The organism is Lonepinella sp. MS14435, from assembly GCF_042485795.1.
Lineage (GTDB): Bacteria > Pseudomonadota > Gammaproteobacteria > Enterobacterales > Pasteurellaceae > Lonepinella.
In genome coordinates, this window is record NZ_CP169368.1 from 1241906 (window position 1) to 1262937 (window position 21032).

At 39.2% G+C, this 21032-nt stretch carries 16 protein-coding genes; 8 read left to right on the forward strand and 8 right to left on the reverse strand.

Going from position 1 to position 21032, the window contains the following annotated elements; translation table 11 throughout:
* The first annotated feature begins 2 nt into the window (after positions 1-2).
* The 5 genes from lldD to O1Q80_RS05935 all read left to right on the forward strand — a co-directional run bounded on the left by lldD (position 3) and on the right by O1Q80_RS05935 (position 8048).
* A complete protein-coding gene (gene lldD, locus O1Q80_RS05915) occupies positions 3-1166 on the forward strand; it encodes an FMN-dependent L-lactate dehydrogenase LldD (RefSeq protein ID WP_386693664.1) in 1164 nt (387 codons plus the stop codon).
* Positions 1167-1454: 288 nt separating this feature from the next.
* On the forward strand, positions 1455-4112 hold the full coding sequence (gene aceE, locus O1Q80_RS05920) for a pyruvate dehydrogenase (acetyl-transferring), homodimeric type (RefSeq protein WP_386693666.1): 2658 nt from the start codon (positions 1455-1457) through the stop codon (positions 4110-4112).
* Between the two features lie 128 nt (positions 4113-4240).
* Positions 4241-5842, forward strand: coding sequence for a pyruvate dehydrogenase complex dihydrolipoyllysine-residue acetyltransferase (gene aceF / locus O1Q80_RS05925; RefSeq protein WP_386693668.1), 1602 nt, complete (start codon positions 4241-4243; stop codon positions 5840-5842).
* Positions 5843-5901: 59 nt separating this feature from the next.
* Positions 5902-7326, forward strand: coding sequence for a dihydrolipoyl dehydrogenase (gene lpdA / locus O1Q80_RS05930; RefSeq protein ID WP_386685786.1), 1425 nt, complete (start codon positions 5902-5904; stop codon positions 7324-7326).
* 212 nt (positions 7327-7538) lie between these two features.
* Positions 7539-8048 carry an NlpC/P60 family protein gene (locus O1Q80_RS05935; protein WP_386693671.1) on the forward strand — a complete coding sequence of 170 codons (510 nt, stop codon included), beginning with the start codon at positions 7539-7541 and terminating at the stop codon, positions 8046-8048.
* Positions 8049-8108: 60 nt separating this feature from the next.
* On the opposite strand, the gene hemH is transcribed toward O1Q80_RS05935, so the two are convergent.
* From hemH to O1Q80_RS05950, 3 genes are read right to left on the reverse strand one after another with little or no spacing between them, the layout of a single operon-like run.
* Complete coding sequence (gene hemH / locus O1Q80_RS05940) at positions 8109-9071, reverse strand: ferrochelatase (RefSeq protein ID WP_386693674.1); 963 nt, start codon at positions 9069-9071, stop codon at positions 8109-8111.
* Positions 9064-9492 carry a hotdog fold thioesterase gene (locus O1Q80_RS05945; RefSeq protein WP_386693676.1) on the reverse strand — a complete coding sequence of 143 codons (429 nt, stop codon included), beginning with the start codon at positions 9490-9492 and terminating at the stop codon, positions 9064-9066. The genes hemH and O1Q80_RS05945 overlap by 8 nt, the downstream gene beginning before the upstream one ends.
* 8 nt (positions 9493-9500) lie before the next feature.
* Complete coding sequence (locus O1Q80_RS05950; RefSeq protein ID WP_386693678.1) at positions 9501-12602, reverse strand: FAD-binding and (Fe-S)-binding domain-containing protein; 3102 nt, start codon at positions 12600-12602, stop codon at positions 9501-9503.
* Between the two features lie 198 nt (positions 12603-12800).
* Here O1Q80_RS05950 and O1Q80_RS05955 point away from each other — a divergent pair, with 198 nt between their 5' ends.
* The 3 genes from O1Q80_RS05955 to O1Q80_RS05965 are packed head-to-tail and all read left to right on the forward strand — an operon-like array spanning position 12801 to position 16527.
* A complete protein-coding gene (locus O1Q80_RS05955) occupies positions 12801-13895 on the forward strand; it encodes a polysaccharide biosynthesis/export family protein (protein WP_386685800.1) in 1095 nt (364 codons plus the stop codon).
* Between the two features lie 11 nt (positions 13896-13906).
* Positions 13907-14332 (forward strand): low molecular weight protein-tyrosine-phosphatase, encoded by a 426-nt coding sequence (locus O1Q80_RS05960; protein WP_386685803.1) that lies wholly within the window; start codon positions 13907-13909, stop codon positions 14330-14332.
* 17 nt (positions 14333-14349) lie between these two features.
* Positions 14350-16527 carry a polysaccharide biosynthesis tyrosine autokinase gene (locus tag O1Q80_RS05965; protein ID WP_386685806.1) on the forward strand — a complete coding sequence of 726 codons (2178 nt, stop codon included), beginning with the start codon at positions 14350-14352 and terminating at the stop codon, positions 16525-16527.
* Between the two features lie 87 nt (positions 16528-16614).
* On the opposite strand, the gene O1Q80_RS05970 is transcribed toward O1Q80_RS05965, so the two are convergent.
* From O1Q80_RS05970 to fdxH, 5 genes are all read right to left on the reverse strand, one after another.
* Positions 16615-17427 (reverse strand): 5'-nucleotidase, lipoprotein e(P4) family, encoded by an 813-nt coding sequence (locus tag O1Q80_RS05970; protein WP_386685808.1) that lies wholly within the window; start codon positions 17425-17427, stop codon positions 16615-16617.
* 62 nt (positions 17428-17489) lie between these two features.
* Positions 17490-18305 carry a pyridoxal phosphatase gene (locus tag O1Q80_RS05975; protein WP_386685810.1) on the reverse strand — a complete coding sequence of 272 codons (816 nt, stop codon included), beginning with the start codon at positions 18303-18305 and terminating at the stop codon, positions 17490-17492.
* A 28-nt stretch (positions 18306-18333) separates the two neighbouring features.
* Positions 18334-19233: a formate dehydrogenase accessory protein FdhE gene (gene fdhE / locus O1Q80_RS05980; RefSeq protein ID WP_386693681.1), complete on the reverse strand. Its 900-nt coding sequence runs from the start codon at positions 19231-19233 to the stop codon at positions 18334-18336.
* Positions 19234-19303: 70 nt separating this feature from the next.
* Complete coding sequence (locus tag O1Q80_RS05985; RefSeq protein WP_386693683.1) at positions 19304-20023, reverse strand: formate dehydrogenase subunit gamma; 720 nt, start codon at positions 20021-20023, stop codon at positions 19304-19306.
* Positions 20023-21024, reverse strand: coding sequence for a formate dehydrogenase subunit beta (gene fdxH / locus O1Q80_RS05990; protein WP_386693685.1), 1002 nt, complete (start codon positions 21022-21024; stop codon positions 20023-20025). The genes O1Q80_RS05985 and fdxH overlap by 1 nt, the downstream gene beginning before the upstream one ends.
* Positions 21025-21032: the final 8 nt, after the last annotated feature.

The following is a 21032-nucleotide window of genomic DNA, read 5'->3' on the forward strand; positions in this document are numbered from 1 at the left end:
ATATGATTATTTCATCAGCAAATGACTATCGTGAAGCAGCAAGACGTAAAGTTCCCCCATTTATGTTCCATTATGCGGACGGCGGTTCTTATGCGGAACGTACATTAGAACGTAACGTAATGGATTTAGCTGATATTGCGTTAAGACAACGTGTATTAAAAGATATGTCAAATTTGGATACAGAAATTGAACTTTTTGGTGAAAAACTTTCCATGCCAGTGGCGTTAGCCCCAGTAGGTGCATTAGGTATGAATGCCCGTCGTGGAGAGGTGCAAGCGGCTCAAGCAGCAGATAATAAAGGGATTCCGTTTACTTTATCAACAGTTTCTATTTGTCCGATTGAAGAAGTAGCGCCAGCTATTAAACGCCCAATGTGGTTCCAACTTTATGTATTGAAAGATCGTGGCTTTATGAAAAATGCCTTGGAACGTGCTAAAGCAGCAGGTTGTTCAACACTGGTGTTTACTGTGGATATGCCAACCCCTGGGGCTCGTTATCGTGATATGCACTCAGGAATGAGTGGACCTTATAAAGAAATTCGTCGTATATTGCAAGGTATCACTCATCCATTTTGGGCATGGGACGTAGGGATCAATGGTAAACCTCATACCTTAGGCAATGTATCCACTTATATGGGTAAACCAATCAATTTAGATGATTACATCGGTTGGTTAACTCAAAACTTTGACCCGTCAATTTCTTGGAAAGATTTGGAATGGATTCGAGATTTCTGGGACGGTCCAATGGTGATTAAAGGGATCTTAGATCCAGAAGATGCAAAAGATGCAGTACGTTTTGGGGCTGACGGTATCGTGGTATCTAACCACGGTGGTCGCCAGTTGGACGGTGTGCTTTCTTCAGCCCGTGCCTTACCACCGATTGCTGATGCGGTTAAAGGAGATATTAAAATCCTTGCCGATTCTGGGATTCGTAATGGTTTAGATGTGGTGAGAATGATTGCCTTAGGGGCAGATGCCACTATGCTCGGACGTTCTTTTGTTTATGCACTTGGTGCGGCAGGTCGTGCTGGAGTAGAAAATATGTTAGATATTTTCAAAAAAGAAATGAAAGTTGCCATGACCTTAACCAGTAATCAGCGTATTAGTGATATTACATCGAATGCGTTGGTTGATTATCAGAAACTACTTACCGAAGTTGTTAAATAAGAAATCAGCAGTCTGAATCACCGCCTTTAGAGGCGGTGATTTTTATTACAAATGCAGTTAAAGTGCGGTCAATATTTTACTTATTTCGTGATATTTAGATTAAATAATGTTAAAATTTAGTGAAATATGACTATGCTTGATTAAAAAAATCTAATAAAATTTAAAAAATTTTTTAATTAGATGAGTATTCCTCATTATCTAAGCAAGAATTTTAAGATTCAGTTATCAACTCGCCGTTTAGCAATGGGCTAAACATAATTTTATTAACATCTAAATAAGGAAGAGACGATGTCAGAAATCGTGAAGAATGACGTAGATCCAATCGAAACACAAGATTGGCTATTGGCTATTGATTCAATTATTCGTGAAGAAGGGACAGAGCGTGCTCAGTTCATCGTTGAGCAAATTATGCAACACGCACGCAGCCAAGCCGTGCCTTTACCAGCTGGTGTAACAACAGCTTATGTAAATACCATTCCTGTATCTGAACAACCACCTTATCCAGGTAACAAAGATATTGAACGTCGTATTCGTTCTGCAGTACGTTGGAATGCCATTGCAATGGTATTACGTAGCCAGAAAAAAGATTTAGATTTAGGTGGTCATATTTCGACATTCCAATCTGCCGCGTCAATGTATGAAGTTTGTTATAACCATTTCTTTAAAGCTGCCACTGAAAAAGACGGTGGGGACTTAATTTTTTCTCAAGGTCATGCCGCACCAGGTATTTATGCTCGTGCGTTTGTGGAGGGGCGTTTAACCGAAGCACAAATGGATAACTTCCGTCAAGAAGCCTTTGTAGATGGTTTATCATCTTATCCTCACCCGAAACTTATGCCTGATTTTTGGCAGTTCTCAACAGTTTCAATGGGGTTAGGTCCTGTCAATGCTATTTATAGTGCTCGTTTCTTAAAATATCTCCATAACCGTAAGCTAAAAGATACTTCTAACCAGAAAGTCTATGCGTTTTTAGGCGATGGTGAAATGGACGAAATTGAATCTAAAGGGGCAATTACTGTTGCGGCTCGTGAAAAATTAGATAACTTAATTTTTATAATTAGCTGTAATCTTCAACGTTTAGATGGTCCAGTTCATGGTAACGGTAAAATTGTACAAGAACTTGAGGGTTTATTCAGCGGTGCAGGCTGGGAAGTGATTAAAGTATTATGGGGTAGCGGTTGGGATAAATTATTCGCCAAAGATACTTCAGGCAAATTAACCCAATTAATGATGGAAGTGGTTGACGGTGACTACTTAACTTTCAAATCAAAAAATGGTGCTTATGTACGTGAACACTTCTTTGGTCGTTATCCTGAAACTGCTGCATTAGTGGCTGACTGGACAGATGATGAAATTTGGGCGTTACGCCGTGGTGGTCACGATAGTGAAAAAATGTATGCTGCTTTTGAAAAAGCACAAAAATCTGATAAACCAGTGGTGATTTTATCTCACATGGTGAAAGGTTATAAAATTCCAGAAGCAGAAAGTAAAAATACCGCTCACCAGTCTAAAAAAATGTCATTAGACAGCCTTAAAGGTTTCCGTGATCATTTCCATTTACCATTAACCGATGAGCAAGTTGAAAAATTAGAATACATTAAATTTGCCGAAGATTCAGAAGAGTACAACTATATTCATCATCATCGTAAAGCCTTAAATGGTTATGTGCCAGCTCGTCGTCAAAAATTTGATGTTGAATATAAAGTGCCTGCCTTGTCTGAATTCCAAGCATTGTTAGAGGAACAACCACGTGGCATTTCTACTACCATGGCATTTAGCCGTGTGTTAAACACCTTATTAAAAGACAAAAATATCGGCAAAACTATTGTGCCAATTATTGCAGATGAAGCTCGTACCTTTGGTATGGAGGGTTTATTCCGCCAAATCGGTATTTACAGCCCAGAAGGTCAAAACTATGTGCCATCAGATCGTGATTTAGTGGCTTACTATCGTGAGGCGACCGATGGTCAAGTATTACAAGAGGGTATTAACGAATTAGGTGCAACCGCCTCTTGGGTTGCAGCGGCAACATCTTATTCTGTGAATAACTTACCGATGATTCCATTCTTTGTGTATTACTCCATGTTTGGTTTCCAACGTGTGGGTGATATGATGTGGTTAGCTGGCGACCAATTAGCCCGTGGCTTTATGATCGGCGGCACATCAGGTCGTACAACCTTAAACGGTGAGGGCTTACAACATGAAGATGGTCATAGCCATATTCAAGCGGGTGTGATTCCAAACTGTGTGACCTACGATCCTGCATTTGCCTTTGAAGTCGCCGTGATTATTCAAGACGGTATTAACCGTATGTACGGTGAAAAACAAGAAAACGTGTTCTATTATATCACCACCTTAAATGAAGTGACTGAACAACCAGCTATGCCAGCAGGTGCGGAAGAAGGTATTCGTAAAGGGTTATATAAATTTGAAACAGTACAAGGAAAAGGCAAAGGTCATGTTCAGTTGCTAAGTTCAGGTGCAATTATGCGTCACGTTCGTGCAGCGGCTCAAATCTTAGCCAATGACTATGGCGTAACAGCCGATGTGTTCAGTGCGCCATCATTCAATGAATTAGGTCGTGAGGGTGCCGATGCAGTACGTTGGAATTTATTACATCCAACTGAAACACCACGTGTACCTTATGTGGCTCAAGTGTTAGCCGATTTACCAACCGTAGCTTCTACTGACTATATGAAACTTTATGCAGAGCAAATTCGTGCTTATGTTCCAAGCAAGCATTATCACGTGTTAGGTACTGACGGTTTTGGTCGTTCAGACGGTCGTGAAAACTTGCGTGAACACTTTGAAGTGAACGAGTATTATGTCGTGGTTGCTGCATTAGCACAATTAGCCAAAGAAGGTACAGTTGAAACGAAAGTGGTTGCACAAGCGATTGAGAAATACGGTTTAAAAACTGAACGTGTGAATCCGTTATACGCTTAATTAAATCATTATATTAATGTGGGAAAATATTTCCCACATTGATGAATTAATTAGAAATGGTTTTAAAGTGCGGTGAAAAAAGGGTAATTTTTTGAATTTTAGCCGCAAGCACAGAAAAGGAATAAAAAATGTCAAAACAAATTCAAATCCCCGATATTGGAAGCGATGAAGTCACGGTAACCGAAGTAATGGTGAATGTGGGCGATACCATTGCTGTGGATCAATCCATTATCAATGTAGAAGGCGACAAAGCCTCCATGGAAGTGCCAGCACCAGAGGCAGGCGTAGTTAAAGCAGTGTTAGTCAAAGTGGGTGATAAGGTTTCGACTGGTACGCCAATGCTTGAATTAGAAGCTGCAGGTACTGCACCAGCTGCCGAAGCACCAAAAGCTGAAGCCGCACCAGCACCAGCCACTGCACCAACAGCTTCTGCTGTAGTCGATGTAAATGTGCCAGATATTGGCTCTGATGAAGTCAACGTGACTGAAATTATGGTCAAAGTAGGTGATTCGGTTGAAGTCGATCAATCTATTATCAATGTCGAGGGCGATAAAGCCTCCATGGAAGTACCTGCACCAATCGCAGGCGTGGTGAAAGAAATTTTGATTGCCGTAGGCGACAAAGTAACGACTGGCAAATTAATCATGAAATTTGAATCAGGTTCTGCACCTGCTCAATCCCAAGCACAAGCCACTCCAGTTGCTGATGCTCCAAAAGCTGAAGCACCAAAAGCAGCATCTGCCCCAGCTCCAACTACTGCCCCAGCTGCTAACCAAGAAGCAGTTACTGCAAGTACAACCTTTGCTCATGCAACCCCAGTGGTTCGCCGTTTGGCTCGTGAGTTTGGTGTGAATTTGGATAAAGTGAAAGGCACTGGTCGTAAAGGTCGTATCTTAAAAGAAGACGTTCAAGCCTATGTGAAAGCTGCCATTGCTGTACTTGAAAGTGGGGCAGCAGCAAGTTCTGGTGCTGCAAACGGTGCGGGTTTAGGCTTATTACCTTGGCCAAAAGTGGACTTCAGCAAATTTGGTGAAGTGGAAGAAGTTGAATTAACGCGTATTAACAAGATTTCAGGGGCGAACTTACATCGCAACTGGGTGATGATTCCACACGTAACTCACTTCGACCGTGCGGATATTACTGATTTAGAAGATTTCCGCAAAGAACAAAACAAACTGGCTGAAAAACAAAAATTAGACGTGAAAATTACCCCTGTGGTATTCATTATGAAAGCAGCAGCCAAAGCGTTGGAAGCCTATCCACGTTTTAACAGCTCCATTTCCGAAGACGGTCAACGTTTAACCTTGAAAAAATATGTCAACATCGGTGTGGCAGTAGATACACCAAACGGCTTAGTTGTGCCAGTGTTTAAAGATGTGAACAAAAAAGGCATTATCGAACTTTCCCGTGAACTCATGGAAGTATCGAAAAAAGCCCGTGCAGGTAAGTTGACTGCTTCTGATATGCAAGGTGGTTGTTTTACGATTTCCAGTATCGGTGGTTTGGGTACCACTCATTTTGCTCCGATTGTGAATGCACCAGAAGTGGCAATTTTAGGGGTATCTAAGTCTGAAATGGCACCAGTCTGGAACGGTAAAGAATTCGCTCCACGCTTAATGTTACCATTATCTTTATCTTTCGATCACCGTGTGATTGATGGTGCTGATGGTGCAAGATTCATTAGTTTTATTGGTGGCGTATTAGCCGATCTACGCCGTTTGGCAATGTAATGATTAATATCCGAAAAGTGCGGTCTTTTTCACCGCATTTTTGGAAATAAGGAGAACAAATGAGTAAAGAAATTAAAACACAAGTTGTGGTTTTAGGTGCTGGTCCTGCTGGTTATTCAGCCGCTTTCCGTTGTGCTGACTTAGGTTTAGAAACCGTTCTTGTTGAACGTTATTCAACCTTAGGTGGGGTATGTTTAAACGTAGGTTGTATTCCATCTAAAGCCTTATTACACGTTGCTAAAGTGATTGAAGATGCGAAACACGTTGAACATCACGGCGTTTCTTTTGGCGAGCCAACCATTGATTTAGACCAAGTACGTGCAGGTAAAGACGGTGTGATTAGCCGTTTAACTGGTGGTTTAGCTGGTATGGCAAAAATGCGTAAAGTCACAGTCGTTGAAGGTTGGGCTAGATTTACCGATAGCCATACCTTAGTTTCAAAAGATCGTGAGGGCAATCCAACAACCATTAAATTTGATAATGCCATTATTGCGGTCGGGTCACGTCCAATTCAACTGCCATTTATTCCTCATGAAGATCCTCGTGTATGGGATTCTACTGATGCACTGGCATTACGTGAAGTACCAAAACGCTTATTAATCATGGGGGGCGGTATCATTGGTTTGGAAATGGGGACGGTATATAGTGCTTTAGGTTCCGAAATTGATGTGGTGGAAATGTTTGATCAAGTTATTCCTGCAGCGGATAAAGATATTGTTAAGATTTACACCAAACAAATTGAGAAAAAATTCAAATTATTACTTGAAACCAAAGTAACCGCAGTTGAAGCCAAAGATGATGGTATTCATGTTTCTATGGAGGGTAAATCAGGCAGTGAAACTCGCATTTATGATGCTGTGTTAGTAGCTATCGGTCGTACGCCAAATGGAAAATTGATTGATGCTGACTTAGCAGGTGTTGAGGTTGATGAGCGTGGTTTTATCCGTACCGATAAACAAATGCGTACCAATGTATCACATATTTATGCAATTGGTGATGTGGTGGGTCAACCAATGTTGGCACACAAAGGGGTGCATGAAGGTCATGTTGCCGCTGAAGTGATTGCAGGTAAGAAACATTATTTCGATCCAAAAGTGATTCCATCTATTGCTTATACTGAACCTGAAGTAGCATGGGTTGGTAAAACCGAAAAAGAATGTAAAGCCGAGAATATCAGCTATGAAGTGGCTAACTTCCCTTGGGCAGCCTCAGGTCGTGCGATCGCCTCAGACTGTGCAGAGGGCATGACTAAGTTAATTTTCGACAAAGAAACGCATCGTATTTTAGGTGGGGCAATCGTTGGAACCAATGCTGGTGAGTTGTTAGGTGAAATTGGTTTAGCGATCGAAATGGGTTGTGATGCCGAAGATATTGCACTCACTATCCATGCTCACCCAACTTTACACGAATCTGTTGGTTTGGCTGCTGAAGTATTTGAAGGTTCAATTACCGACTTACCAAATGCTAAAGCGAAGAAAAAATAATTGTTTTTATAACAAAAAATAATCAGAATCACACCGCACTTTGTTTAAAGTACGGTGTTTTTTTGAATAAAATTCACTTTTTTATGAGAAATCTTGCATGAAGATGAAATAATGATCATGAAAAGTGCATAAATAGTGCATAAAAACTGGAAATTAGTTTTAAAGTAAGGTAGGATCTTGAGCAATTTTGATTTTATATGTAGATAATAACAATGTTAAAAAAGATACTAATTATAGTCAGTGCGTTGATACTGGCTGCCTGTTCAAATACATCGGGTACATTGAGGAAACATACCAGTATAACCGAACAGCAAGATGATATGCAGTTAACCATTTTAGGGAATGATTTAAAAACGAATAATTCTGTGGCATATAAGCAGCTAACGCAGGTTTATAATAAATGGGTTGGGACACGTTATCGTATGGGTGGTACAGGGCGTAATGGCATTGATTGTTCTGCTTTTATGCAAGAAACTTTTGCCACCGCCTTTGGTATGGATTTACCACGTTCTACATCAGAGCAGAAATATGTGGGCAAACGTATTCAGAAAAATGAATTGAAACAGGGCGATTTAGTTTTCTTCCGTAAAAACCGTCATGTGGGTGTGTATATGGGGAATGGCAGATTTATGCACTCCAGTTCTAGCCAAGGTGTTACTATTAGTTCTTTGAGCGAAGATTATTGGGCAAGAACTTATACCCAATCGCGTCGTGTGCTATAAAAAATCGGTTATAATTACATCGCATAATTATAACCGATTTTTTATTAGGTTAGCGTCAAATTAAATCCGTTCTTCAATCAATCGAGCCATCATTTCAATATGCAATGGTTCCGCATTTAATGCAGGAATATATTGATAACTTTTGCCCCCATTTTGTAAAAAATATGCTCGATTTTCTTCATTAATTTCTTCTAATGTTTCCAAACAGTCGGTTGAAAATCCAGGGCAAATCACGGCTAATTTTTCAATGCCATTTTTCGCTGCTGTTCGCATAAATTGATCGGTGTAAGGTTGTAGCCATTCTTCTTTACCAAAACGTGACTGAAACGTCATGCCCCATTGGGTTTCCACTAAGCCAAGTTTATCGATGACAGCCAAGGTTGTTTGGCGGCAATGTTCACGATAATAATCCCCCATTTTTTCATAACGTAGCGGAATACCGTGATAAGAAAATAGCAAGAATTCGTCTTGTTGCATTTTAGCTTGGATAGTGTTCACCAATGCCATGATGTAATTTTCGTCCAAATGATAGGAATGAATAAATTCAAAAGGCACAATGTGGCGATGATTTTTTAATGCTTTAGCAAACGCATCAAATACAGGTGCGGTAGTCGTACTACTATATTGTGGATAGAGTGGTAGTACGATGATTTTGTTTGTATGTAAATTTATTAATTTTTGCACCGCACTTTCAATGCTAGGTTCACCATAAGTCATGCCAAGTTCGACTATAACATTTTGATTTTGCTGTTCAAAATGATGTTGTAATGCCTGTTGTTGCTGTTTACTAATAGCCAGTAGGGGAGAGCCTTGTTCTGTCCAAATGGATTGATAAGTTTTTGCAATACGTTTAGCACGAATAGGCAAAATAATAAAATTGAGTAGCGGAAGCCAACGCCATTTTGGTAAATTCACCACACGTGGATCACTGAGAAATTGACGTAAATAAGGTCTAATCGCTTCGGGTGTCGCTGCATTGGGCGTGCCTAAATTGGCAAGAATAACACCTATTTTTTTATTCATTAGTATTAATTACCGAAAGGGTTAAACGAGAAACACAACAGAGTTTATTTTCTTCATTGCGAATATCAATGTGCCAAATATGCAATGTACGTCCAATTTTTACGGCAGTCGCTCGAGCAGTAACAACAGAGCCTTTATAGACTGGGCGTAAATGGCTCGCATTAATTTCAGCCCCTACTACCGCTTGAGTTCCCTCGGTGCAACAATGTCCTGCGGCCGATCCCACGGTTTCTGCAAGGGCAGCAGAAATACCACCATGTAAAATACCGACTGGCTGCATGGTTTTTTCATTGACAGGCATGGTGGCTTCTAACCAATCATCGCCTTTCGCACTAAATTCAATGCCAAGATGATGTACCGCACAATCATGGCAAGCCTGATTGAGATCATCAAGCGTAAATTCACGTTTCCAAATGTTCATTAAGTTTCCTATTTAAATAATGTTAATAATGCTTGAACGGGGTGTTTAGGTTTAAATTTCTCAAAACGCTTCACTTGACTACGGCAAGAATAGCCCGTGGCTAAACAACGTTCAGGATTTTTACCTTGTAATTTTTCTCCCCAAGAAACATCATAAATATCTTTTGACATGGTTTGATTTTTTACATCATGCCCAAATACCCCCGCCATACCACAGCAACCGACATTTTGTACTTGTAGGGTTTCGCCAAAGGTCGCAAAAATCTGTTGCCATTGTTTAGGGCTGGTTGGCATAAAGGTGGTTTCGGTGCAATGTGGAAATAATTGCCAGTTTTGTTGTTCTGTTTTTTGTTGGTTTAAAGTCTGGCTAGAATGTTGTAAATTTTTCACCGCACTTTGAATATTTTCTGAGTTTAATTGTGAGATTAGCCATTCGTGAGCGGTAAGTACATGAAAATCGCCCCTTTCTTTGCCTAATACTTCTTTATATTCATCACGATAAGACAGCACAATAGCAGGATCCACGCCGACCAATGGCACGCCTAATTTTGCCATTCGGTTTAACATTTCCGCTTGATTTTTCGCCGTGCGAGCAAATTGCCCTAAAAAGCCTTTTATATGTTGAGCCTTGCCATTCGGTTTAAACGGCAATAACACCGCTTGGTAGCCAAGTTTTTGGCAAAGTGCGACAAAATCACGAACCACTTTGGCATCATAGTAGGACGTATAAGGATCTTGTACAATTAACACCAGATTGGCTTTAGCTGCTTCCGATAGACTTTCAAGCTGTTCGAGTGACTGTCCTTGATAACCGATTTCGACTAATTGCTGCTGTAAATTTGGTTGCGAGAGCAACGGCAAATCGGTCATTCCTAAGGTTTTTTCCACCATCGTTTGTACAGGTTTTAACTTAGTGAAAAAATTAAAAAACTGTGGTGCTTTTGCCATATACGGAGCAACTACTTCTAAATTTGCTACCACATAATCTTTCGGTGGACGCAAATAGCGTTGATGATAAAAATAGAAAAATTTAGCTCGGAAACTTGGCACGTCAATTTTAATTGGGCATTGGCTGGCACAGGCTTTACAAGCTAAACAGCTATCCATCGCAAATTTTACTTCATGGGAAAAATCGTATTCCTGCTTTTGCTTGAACGTATGGCGAATTTTTTGCACAAATTCAGATAGTTTGATATGTGATTTTTTAAAATCTAATTGTTCAGCTTGCACCTGCTCATTTGCCATTAAACGTAGCCATTCACGCACCATAGCGGCACGCCCTTTCGGTGAGAATATACGATTTTTGCTGACTTTCATGGACGGACACATAATGCTATGCACATCAAAATTAAAGCATAAACCATTACCATTGCAATTCATGGCACCTGAAAATTCTTCTCGCATTTTAATCGGAATTTGACGATCCTGATCGGCTCGCATTGGTGACAACAAACCATACAGTTCATCTTGTGAATGTAATGGAGTGCAGATTTTCCCTGGGTTTAGGCGGTTTTTAGGGTCGAATAAAAATTTCACATAACGCAGTTCTTGCCATAATTCAGGCGTGAAAAATTTTTCACCATAATAAGAACGAATGCCCTTACCGTGTTCACCCCAAATTAAACCGCCGTATTTTCGCGTCATTTCTGCCACTTGGTCGGAAATTTCCTTGAATAATTTGACTTGTGCTTTATCGGTTAAATCCAATGCGGGACGAACGTGTAGCACCCCAGCATCAACGTGTCCAAACATACCATATTGCAAATTGTGGCTGTCGAGTAAGGCACGAAATTCCAAAATATAATCGGCTAAATTTTCAGGCGGAACACAAGTATCTTCTACAAAAGGAATCGGTTTTGCCCAACCTTTGGCATTACCTAATAAACCGACCGCTTTTTTCCGCATGGCATAAATGCGTTCAATAGAAGCCAAATCGTTGGTCACTTGATAACCGATAATATCGTCTTCCTGATGGGCAATTTTATTATCTAATTGGCTGCAAAGTGCGGTGACAAATTGCTGAATTTTGCTTTGATTATTGCCTGCATATTCCACGATATTCAAGCCTAAAATCGGATTGTCATCTTCTTCGGTGAGCAAATCTTTGACTGAATGCCACACAATATCTTCTTTTGCTAAACCCAATACCTTGCTGTCCACGGTTTCCACTGACAACGCATTGGCTTTCACCATAAAGGGGGCATTACGCAAGGCGGAATTAAAGGAACGGTATTTCACATTAATCAGTGTGCGATATTGTGGAATTGGGGTTAAATCTAAGACAGCTTCACAAATAAACGCCAGTGATCCTTCCGAGCCTGTTAAAATGCGGGTGAGATTAAATTCGCTTTCATCTTGATTAAATACATTTTTGAGATCGTAACCCGTGAGAAAACGGTTCAGTTGGGGTAAATCCTGCATAATGGTTTGGCGTTTTGCTTGGCAACGGCTAAAAATTTCCTGATGTAATTGACGACCGAGTACGGACAGATTGTCAGGTAAATTTGCCAAAAATCCATCGGTTTTCACCGCACATGTGTCTAAAATTTCACCATTTATCAACACTGCACGCAAGCCCAAAACGTGATCTGAGGTTTTGCCATATTGCAACGATCCTTGCCCCGAGGCATCAGTGTTAATCATACCGCCTAGCGTAGCACGGTTACTGGTAGAGAGTTCAGGGGCAAAAAATAAACCGTAAGGTTTAAGATATTGATTCAGCTGATCTTTCACTACACCTGCTTGCACACGCACCCAGAGTTGTTCTACGTTGAGTTCTAAAATACCTGTCATGTGACGGGAAAGATCGACAATGATATTGTTATTGAGCGATTGCCCATTCGTCCCCGTACCACCACCGCGAGGCGTGAACGTGAGTGCTTGGTATTTTTCTTGTTGGGCTAATTTAGTTAAACGCACCACATCTGCAACGGATTTGGGGAATAAAATAGCTTGCGGTAACAGTTGATAAACACTGTTATCGGTTGCAAGACTCAAACGATCCGCATAGTTAGAAGCTATATCGCCTGTAAAAGATTGAGCTTGTAAATCCTTTAAATAGTCAACCACAATAGGATTGAGTTGAGGAATATCTTTCAAACGGGGTAGCATAAAATCACTCGAGTAAGATAAAAAGTAAACAGACAGGATTTTAGCATATTGAGGGAAATAGGGAATAGGAGAAAGTTATTGGTAAAAAGAAAAATCCCTGTTTTAGATGATCTAAACGATTATTGTTAATTGTATTATCCATTTTTTTTCAATATAATATTAGTCGGATGTATGTTAATTAGGGAAAAGGAAAGTTTAGTGAAATCTTATTTATTCTTTGGGGGCTTATGTTTAGCTCTGACCAGTTGCTCTGGGTTACAATCTCATAATCTACCTTCCGCAGGAAGTTACCGAACGGATCAAGGTAGTCAGGTAAATATTGTTCCTATTACTCAGGAAAATATTGCTAGTCTTAGTCAGCAGAATAATGCTCAACAAAATGCACAACAGAAAAAAGTGCTTCATTTGTTTCAGCATAATCAAACGACAACATATTATTTACAACCTTATGATGTATTGTCTATTCAAATGTGGGCATATCCTGAAATTACGCCACCAGCAACACAACAGGTTAATAGTGATATTTCTGTCAAGGCAAGTGGCTATCAGATTGGTGCTGATGGTTATATTGAATTACCTCTCGTTGGGCGTTATCAAGCTGCAGGGAAAAGCGTAGAACAAATTACCCAAGGGTTGCGGAGTCAATTTTCACGCTATTTGAAACAGCCTGATCCGATTGTACGCGTATTATCTTATGAAGGATCGCACTATTCTGTTCAAGGGAATGTGGCTCAAATAGGTCAATTTCCACTAGGCAATCAACCAGTGAGTGTTTATGCCGCACTAGGTTTGGCGGGTGGCTTAAATGATTTAGGTGATCCAAGTACAATCACATTAATTCGTGATGGTGTGAGTTATACTCTTAATCCAATCAGTTTGGAGAAATCTGGTTATTCATTACATAATTTATTACTCAAACCTAATGACACATTATATGTTGGTGAAAAAGATAGTCAAAAAATTTATGTGATGGGTGAGGCAAATAAAAGTCAGGCTTATAATTTGCGTGAAGAGGGTATGACGTTAAGCGATGTATTAGGCGAAAGTGCAGGGATAGACATGACTAGTGCAAGTGCTAAAGGGGTTTATGTGTTGCGTAGTAATCAAAATCACCAAGAAACTGAAATTTATGTAATGGATTTATCCAATATTGGTAATTTTGGTTTAGCCAATCAATTTACGATGCAACGTAATGATATTGTTTATATTGACGCAACAGGATTAACCCGTTGGCAACGTATTGTGAATCAAATTCTTCCATTCTCAAATACTGTTTATAACTTCTCAAAATAAGGATAATCTATATGTTTAACCAAATTTTGGTCGTTTGTACGGGGAATATTTGCCGCAGTCCAATGAGTGAATATTTATTTAAACGGGTACGCCCTGATTTGCATATTTCATCGGCAGGTATTGCTGGTTTAACAGGTTATCCAGCGGATGAAAGAGCCATTCTAAGTATGGATCGTTTAAGCATTGATATGCACGCTCACGTGGCACGAAAATTAAATAGGGAACATCTAATAAAAGCCGATTTGGTTTTAGTGATGGATTTACAACAGCAAAAATATATTGAGCAGAACTGGCCGTTCACAAAAGGAAAAGTATTTCGTTTAGGACACTGGCACAATATGGATATTGCTGATCCCTTCCAACAAGATCAACAATTTTTTTATAATACCTGCCAGCTAATTCAAGATTGTGTTGATGACTGGGTTAAGTATCTTTAATTTTAAGAGTAAGAATAATGAGTAAACAACATATTGAAGAGAATGATACGATAGATCTAAAAGAGATACTATTCTCTTTGTTATCGCAATGGAAGTTAATTGGCTTATTTACTTTAGTCGCATTGTTAATAGGCTTTGTATATTTACGCACTACACCAAACACTTATGCAGTGAATGCAATGGTACAAGTAGAGGATAAGAAAGGTGGAACTGCCGCACTGTTCGGTGATCTATCCGATGTATTTAATCAATCTTCCGTTGCTCAAGCAGAAATTGAAATCTTAAAATCACGTATGGTTTTAGGTAAAGTTATCAAAGATTTACATTTAGATGTATTGATTTCCAATAAAAACGACACTTTATTTAACCGTATGACTTCATCAAATCGCAGTCGTGTGGAATATCAACAGGATTCGGTTACTTTTATTGATGAAGATAAACGTTTCACCTTGAGTCATTTTGTTGTACCCGCATCATTTGAGAATAATGCACTTATTCTTGAATTGCAGGGTGAACAATTTCGTTTGATTGATGAAAACTCCAATCAGACCGTGTTTGAAGGTATTATTAATCAAACAAAGGGTGTATCAAATAGTAGCGAATGGCATTTAGATGTGGCAACTCAAGATAATTTTGATGCACGATATACGATTAAAAAAATGTCGCTTGATGCAGCAGTGAATTATTTAAACCTAAGCTACTCGGTCGCTGAGAAAGGTAAACAAACAGGTGTATTGCAATTAAATTATCAAGGTGAAGACCAGTACCATTTGGTTAAAGTGTTAAATCATATTTTGACCGTGTATAAAAAACAAAATATCGAACGACACTCTGCTGAAAGTACACAAACACTGAAGTTCCTAGAAGGACAGCTACCAGAATTAAAAGCAGATTTAGATAATGTGGAACGTCGTTATAATGATTTTCGGATAAAACACAATACGGTTGATATTCAAAAAGAAGCGGAATTATACCTTGAACAAAGTATCAATTTAGAAACCACTAAATTAATGCTAGAACAAAAACGTGCGGAATTATCGGCGAAATATACCAAAGAACACCCAGCAATGCGTGAAGTAGAGGCACAAATTCGCTCCGTAAATAGCAAAATCAATGAATTAAATTCTGCACTCAAAGGGGTACCTGATTTACAACGCCAATATTTACAACTTTATCGTGATGTGGAAGTCAATACCAAACTATATACTAACCTTTTAGATTCATACCAAAAATTAAAAATTGCTCAAGTGGGAGAAATTGGTACGGTTCGTATTATCGACCAAGCGGTAATTCCAGAACAACACATTAAACCAAAACGTATGTTGACCATTTTATTATCCGCTTTTGCAGGTGGAGCGTTAGGTGTTTTATTTGCGCTGGCTAAAACCATGTTACGCTCAGGAATTCGTTCATCAGAAGAAATTGAACAACATGTAAATTTACCAGTATATGCAACTATTCCACATTCATCAGTGCAAGAAAAGCGTGCCAAAGTATTAAGAAAATACAAGTCTATTCCAATTTTAGCGGTTACGCATAATCAGGATATGGCGATTGAAAGTTTGAAAAGTATCCGTACTACGTTACATTTTAATTTAATGAATACGGAGAACTGCATTATTTCGATTTTAAGTTCTTCACCTGAAGTTGGTAAATCGTTTGTTACTGTGAATTTAGGCACATTATTAGCACAAGATAATAAACGCACTCTTATAATTGATGCAGATTTAAGACGAGGGTATTTACATAAATATTTTAATCACAAACTTGATAATGGTTTAGCACAATATTTAGCGGGTACAGCATCGCTTGATGACATTATTGTGAAAACATCAATAGATAATTTATATTTCTTACCACGTGGTAAATTTTCAAATAACCCATCTGAGCTGATTGGTTCAGCACGTTTAGGTAAATTATTAGAGCAGCTCAGTAGCCAGTATGATCGTATTATTATTGATACGCCACCAGTATTAGCGGTAACTGATAGTTTATTGATTGCACAATATTGCACGATGAACTTATTGATTGTGGGCTACAGACAGACTAAATTAGGTGAGTTAGATCTGACTATCAATCGCTTTAATCAAGCGGGTTTGAAAATTAATGGCTGTATTCTTAATAATATTCAAAGAGAGGTCAATCTTGGTTATAGTTATGGATATAATTATATGAGCAATAAGGGGAATTGGTAATCTTTGGATTAAAAATCAATTAGTTATATTTTTCTATCTTTTCCCCTCGCTCGTTTACGGGCGAGGGGAAAATAATTGCTGTAAAAATTATTTTCCGTCCCAAGCCTTAATTGCATTATGACGAATATCTATACGGCTTTTAGCATCACCTTTGTAGTAGTTTTTATCCATACCACTTTCCCAGTCACCATAATTTGGATTAGGTAATACAATGAATTTTTTGCCAAATTTTTCTTTGTTTTGTTGTACAAAGGCACGGCGTTGTTCATTGGATTTATGGTAAGGTTCATCGCCAAAATCATTTAAGTTATCCCCGATATAAAGTACTATTTCATAGCCTTGTTTTTCAATATCAGCGAAACGAGTAGATTTGTTAGATTTGTCTTTTTTAAGCAATAAGGTTTGTTCGTTTACACCGTTGAAGCCTAATTTATTCATATTATCAATGGTGCCTATTTTTTCATTGCTATCTTTGCGGTTGGATACATAAAACATCGTGCCTTTATGACTATTTACATAGTTATTAAACTCTACCGCACCAGCAATAGCTTGAGTTTGGCGAGCATTGACCCAACGGGTCCAACTTTCGCTGTCAAAGGCTTTATGATTTTTGATCTGCCAACCTGCATAAGCACTGTTATCTACCATTGTTTCATCTAAATCTACCACAACCGCTTTTTTCTTGCCTTTGGTAACTTTAGCATTGTCAAACGCGACTTTAGCAAGATTAAAGGCTTGGTGAGCAAGGGCTTGGTATTCTCCAGATTGTTGTATCCAGTTAATGCCTAAGGTAGCCTGTTCTTGTAAAATCATTTCATCATGTTTATTACTATCATGAGTACACCCCGATAAAATAAACATTGATGTCATTGCAATGGCAGTTAATTTAAATAATTTCATATTGTTCTCCTTTGTTAGTTTAGGTTTTATGTTGAAAACGGTGTAAACAACACTTCTAAAAGTTAAAGTAAACGCTCTAATACTTGTGCAATACCATCACCATCATTATCAGTGGTGACAAATTTTGCTTGTGTTTTTACTTCTTCTTCGGCATTTCCCATTGCTACGCCATAACCTACGGCAGTTAGCATACTGGTATCGTTATGATTATCGCCGAATGCAATAACTTGTTCAGGGGAAACTTGCCATTGTGTTAATAAATCGACTAATTTACCGCCTTTACTGTTACCATTATTGGCAATATCTACACGATCAATCCAAGACCATTCGCAGCTAAATTCAGAAACGGGCAGATTTTCCACCGCACTTTCCATATCTTGGCGATTCTGTGAGCTGATCACAAATTTCCAAATTTGTTCAGTTGGATTATGGAAGATTTCTTCAAAATTACTCACTTGACGTACATCAGGGCGAACATCTGCGGGGCAACTTGCCGCCCATTGGGTGAATTTTGTCATGTGAGCATTGAGTTTCTGATAGTTCATTGTGTTACGGCTATACATCAATAAATCTAACTGATATTGCTCGGCAATTTTTAATACGGTGTCACATTGACTGGCTGAAAGTGGATTAGCTAATTCAACTTCGTCAGTTGCAGGGTGATAGATATAAGTACCGTTACAACAAACAATCGGCGTGTCTAATTGTAATTCGTGATAATAGGGTTTTACCGCAGTGTGATGGCGACCTGTTACGATCACGACTTTAATCCCTTTTTGACGAATTTCAGCAATAGCTTTTTTGCTACTTGGTAAAATTTGCCCTTTACTGTTTAACAAGGTACCGTCTAAATCAAATGCAACGACTTTATATGTCATGGTGGGGTTTCCTTAAATGTGATTAAAATTATTCCGTAGGAAAGATAAATGGATTTAACCCACTACGGGCAAAGCCTTTTTCTTCCATTTCAATATCAAGAAAAATACTGGCTAAGTCATCTGCTACGGCTTCCACATAGGGATCTTTTTCTTGATATAAGATTTTTAAATAACTATGACATTCGCCACAGCTTTCGGCACGGACAGCGGATTGTTCGCTGTCGAGTAACCAATACTCCAGTTCTTTTGATTGGTCACAGTTGGTACATTTTGCTCGCACAACATTCCATTCACTTTCACAAAGGGAGCAATGTAAATAACGTAAGCCCTGTTCTGCTCCAAAGTGAATGACACTAGACACTGGAACGGATTGACAAACAGGGCAGTGATGTAACCCTTCACTACTTTCTTGATGAGCAGAGTGAGGAATATATTGGGTTAGTTGCACCCAATATAGTGACAATGCCGCCCAAATAAAGACCGCTTTATCGCTACTGACATGTGCATAATCTTGTGCTAATAATTGATTAGCAAATTGTTCTAATTCACTACTTGATGCTTTTTCTAGGCTATCAATAGTACCGAGCATTTGTTCGTTAGCGATGGATCGGATTTCACAGAGTAGAGTCGCTAAATAATCACGCCATTGTGAACTACGTTGCCAGTTTTTGATGTTTAAAGGTTGAATTTCACTAAAGTCAATTTCAGGTTTAATCAGCGGGTTTTCTTGTAAAATTAATAATTGAGCTTCTGCGATGTTAGCGGCAAATTCAAGATAGTTAGCAAAAGGGTGATCTTTCGCTAAATCACGTAAGCGTTTTGCTCGGCGTTCATAAAGATTTTTGACATTGGTAAATAATAAGGGTGGCTGTTGATAAGAATTTGCCACTTGCTTAATTTCATTTTCAGGGAGAATTTTTATTGCCATAATATACTCATATAATGAAAAGTGCGGTTAATTTTACCGCACTTTTTGGTTTTTAGGAATTTTAGTTGAATTATTTTGCCTGACAATCCATTTTTTCAAGCTCACTTGCCTTTTTATTGGCTTCAATTTCTTTTTCTAATTCAGGTAACACTTCTTCTTTAAACCATTTCGGGTGATGTTTTTTCGCCCAACGTACGGTTACCCAACCTTCCACCATGCCACGAATTGAGCCTTTTACCCAAAATGCCATATACATGTGTACCATAATTCCTGTAAATAAGGCAAAGGCACTGGCAGAATGAAGTAAAATCGCAATACGAATAACAGGAATTGGGAAATTGTGACTGAAATATTGTCGCCACATAATGATTCCCGTAATTAATAGGGTGAACATGGCTAAAATCAAGGTCCAGAACAACATTTTCTGCCCGAGATTGTATTTCCCGTTGTATGCCACATCGTGTTCGTGACCAAGCAACACCTGTTTAGTGCCTTTTAACCAGCGAATATCATTTTTCTCTGGAATATTATGGTGCCAATAGGTCAGCACCATAATGATAAAGGCGATAAACATTAAAATTCCCGTAAACGGATGCACCGCACGAGCGATAGCAGGTGTACCAAGAATGTAAGTCAACCACGCAAAATCAGGGAAGAAAAATGCCAAACCAGATAAGCCTGTGGTGAAAAAGCAAATTACCAGCAACCAATGTGCCACACGAGCAGGGGCTTTGTGACGAATAATCCGCGTATCTTGCGTAATTTCCGTCAGTTTTTGATGTTCACTCATTATTTATCCCCCTTACTGGCTTTTTTCTGTTCTTTTTCCCGTTGTTTTTGGGCTTTCTTTTCTTCCTTTTCACGTTTTTTCTGAGCTTTACGTTCAGCGATTTCACGATCTTCTTGTTCAAATTTCTCAAAATGATCGTCAACATCTTCTTCTACGTTTGGACCCACACTCACATAGTGAGCGACTTCAGCCAGCAACAAGCCACCCATAGCTACCGCAGCAACTGGTTTGAGCAAGTCTTTCCAAAGTTCCACGGAAACATCAACACTTGGATTTTTTGGTAAACCAGAATAAAGCTCAGGTTTATCCGCATGGTGCAACACATAGATAACGTGTGTACCACCAACTCCCTCTGGATCGTAAATGCCTGCATTTTCATAACCACGAGATTTGAGTTCTTTCACTCGTTCTTCGCCATAATGCAACATTTCTTCTTTCGAACCAAAGCGAATTGCTCCTGTTGGACAGGTTTTCACACAAGCGGGTTCTTGTCCGACATTGACCCGATCTACACAAAGGGTACATTTATAGACACGATTGTCTTTCGGGTTCATCCTTGGAATATTGAACGGACAGCCTGCAATACAATAACCGCAACCAATACATTTGTCTGATTGGAAATCCACAATCCCGTTGGCGTATTTGATAATCGCCCCTGGTGACGGACAGGCTTTTAAACAACCTGGTTCGGTACAGTGCATACAGCCATCTTTACGGATCAACCATTCTAAGCGATCGTTTTCTTCCACTTCTTGGAATCGCATCACTGTCCATTGTTCCGCATTGAGATCGATAGGGTTATCATATACACCTACACATTCCTGTGGAGTGGTACGAATATCATTCCATTCGGAACAGCCAACCTGACAGGCTTTACAACCGATGCAGGTGGTGACATCAATCAGTTTTGCCACTTCCACTACATGCGAGCGAGCATGCGGTGGTGGAGTAACAAAAGATGTCGCAGAGCTTTTTACAATAGTTTGTTCTTGTACTGTCATATTGCCCC

What these genes read in the sequence shown, in the direction of transcription:
- lldD (WP_386693664.1), top strand. Translation starts at nt 3, where the DNA reads ATGATTATTTCATCAGCAAATGACTATCGTGAAGCAGCAAGACGTAAA.
- aceE (WP_386693666.1), top strand. Translation starts at nt 1,455, where the DNA reads ATGTCAGAAATCGTGAAGAATGACGTAGATCCAATCGAAACACAAGAT.
- aceF (WP_386693668.1), top strand. Translation starts at nt 4,241, where the DNA reads ATGTCAAAACAAATTCAAATCCCCGATATTGGAAGCGATGAAGTCACG.
- lpdA (WP_386685786.1), top strand. Translation starts at nt 5,902, where the DNA reads ATGAGTAAAGAAATTAAAACACAAGTTGTGGTTTTAGGTGCTGGTCCT.
- O1Q80_RS05935 (WP_386693671.1), top strand. Translation starts at nt 7,539, where the DNA reads ATGTTAAAAAAGATACTAATTATAGTCAGTGCGTTGATACTGGCTGCC.
- hemH (WP_386693674.1), bottom strand. Translation starts at nt 9,071, where the DNA reads ATGAATAAAAAAATAGGTGTTATTCTTGCCAATTTAGGCACGCCCAAT.
- O1Q80_RS05945 (WP_386693676.1), bottom strand. Translation starts at nt 9,492, where the DNA reads ATGAACATTTGGAAACGTGAATTTACGCTTGATGATCTCAATCAGGCT.
- O1Q80_RS05950 (WP_386693678.1), bottom strand. Translation starts at nt 12,602, where the DNA reads ATGCTACCCCGTTTGAAAGATATTCCTCAACTCAATCCTATTGTGGTT.
- O1Q80_RS05960 (WP_386685803.1), top strand. Translation starts at nt 13,907, where the DNA reads ATGTTTAACCAAATTTTGGTCGTTTGTACGGGGAATATTTGCCGCAGT.
- O1Q80_RS05965 (WP_386685806.1), top strand. Translation starts at nt 14,350, where the DNA reads ATGAGTAAACAACATATTGAAGAGAATGATACGATAGATCTAAAAGAG.
- O1Q80_RS05970 (WP_386685808.1), bottom strand. Translation starts at nt 17,427, where the DNA reads ATGAAATTATTTAAATTAACTGCCATTGCAATGACATCAATGTTTATT.
- O1Q80_RS05975 (WP_386685810.1), bottom strand. Translation starts at nt 18,305, where the DNA reads ATGACATATAAAGTCGTTGCATTTGATTTAGACGGTACCTTGTTAAAC.
- fdhE (WP_386693681.1), bottom strand. Translation starts at nt 19,233, where the DNA reads ATGGCAATAAAAATTCTCCCTGAAAATGAAATTAAGCAAGTGGCAAAT.
- O1Q80_RS05985 (WP_386693683.1), bottom strand. Translation starts at nt 20,023, where the DNA reads ATGAGTGAACATCAAAAACTGACGGAAATTACGCAAGATACGCGGATT.
- fdxH (WP_386693685.1), bottom strand. Translation starts at nt 21,024, where the DNA reads ATGACAGTACAAGAACAAACTATTGTAAAAAGCTCTGCGACATCTTTT.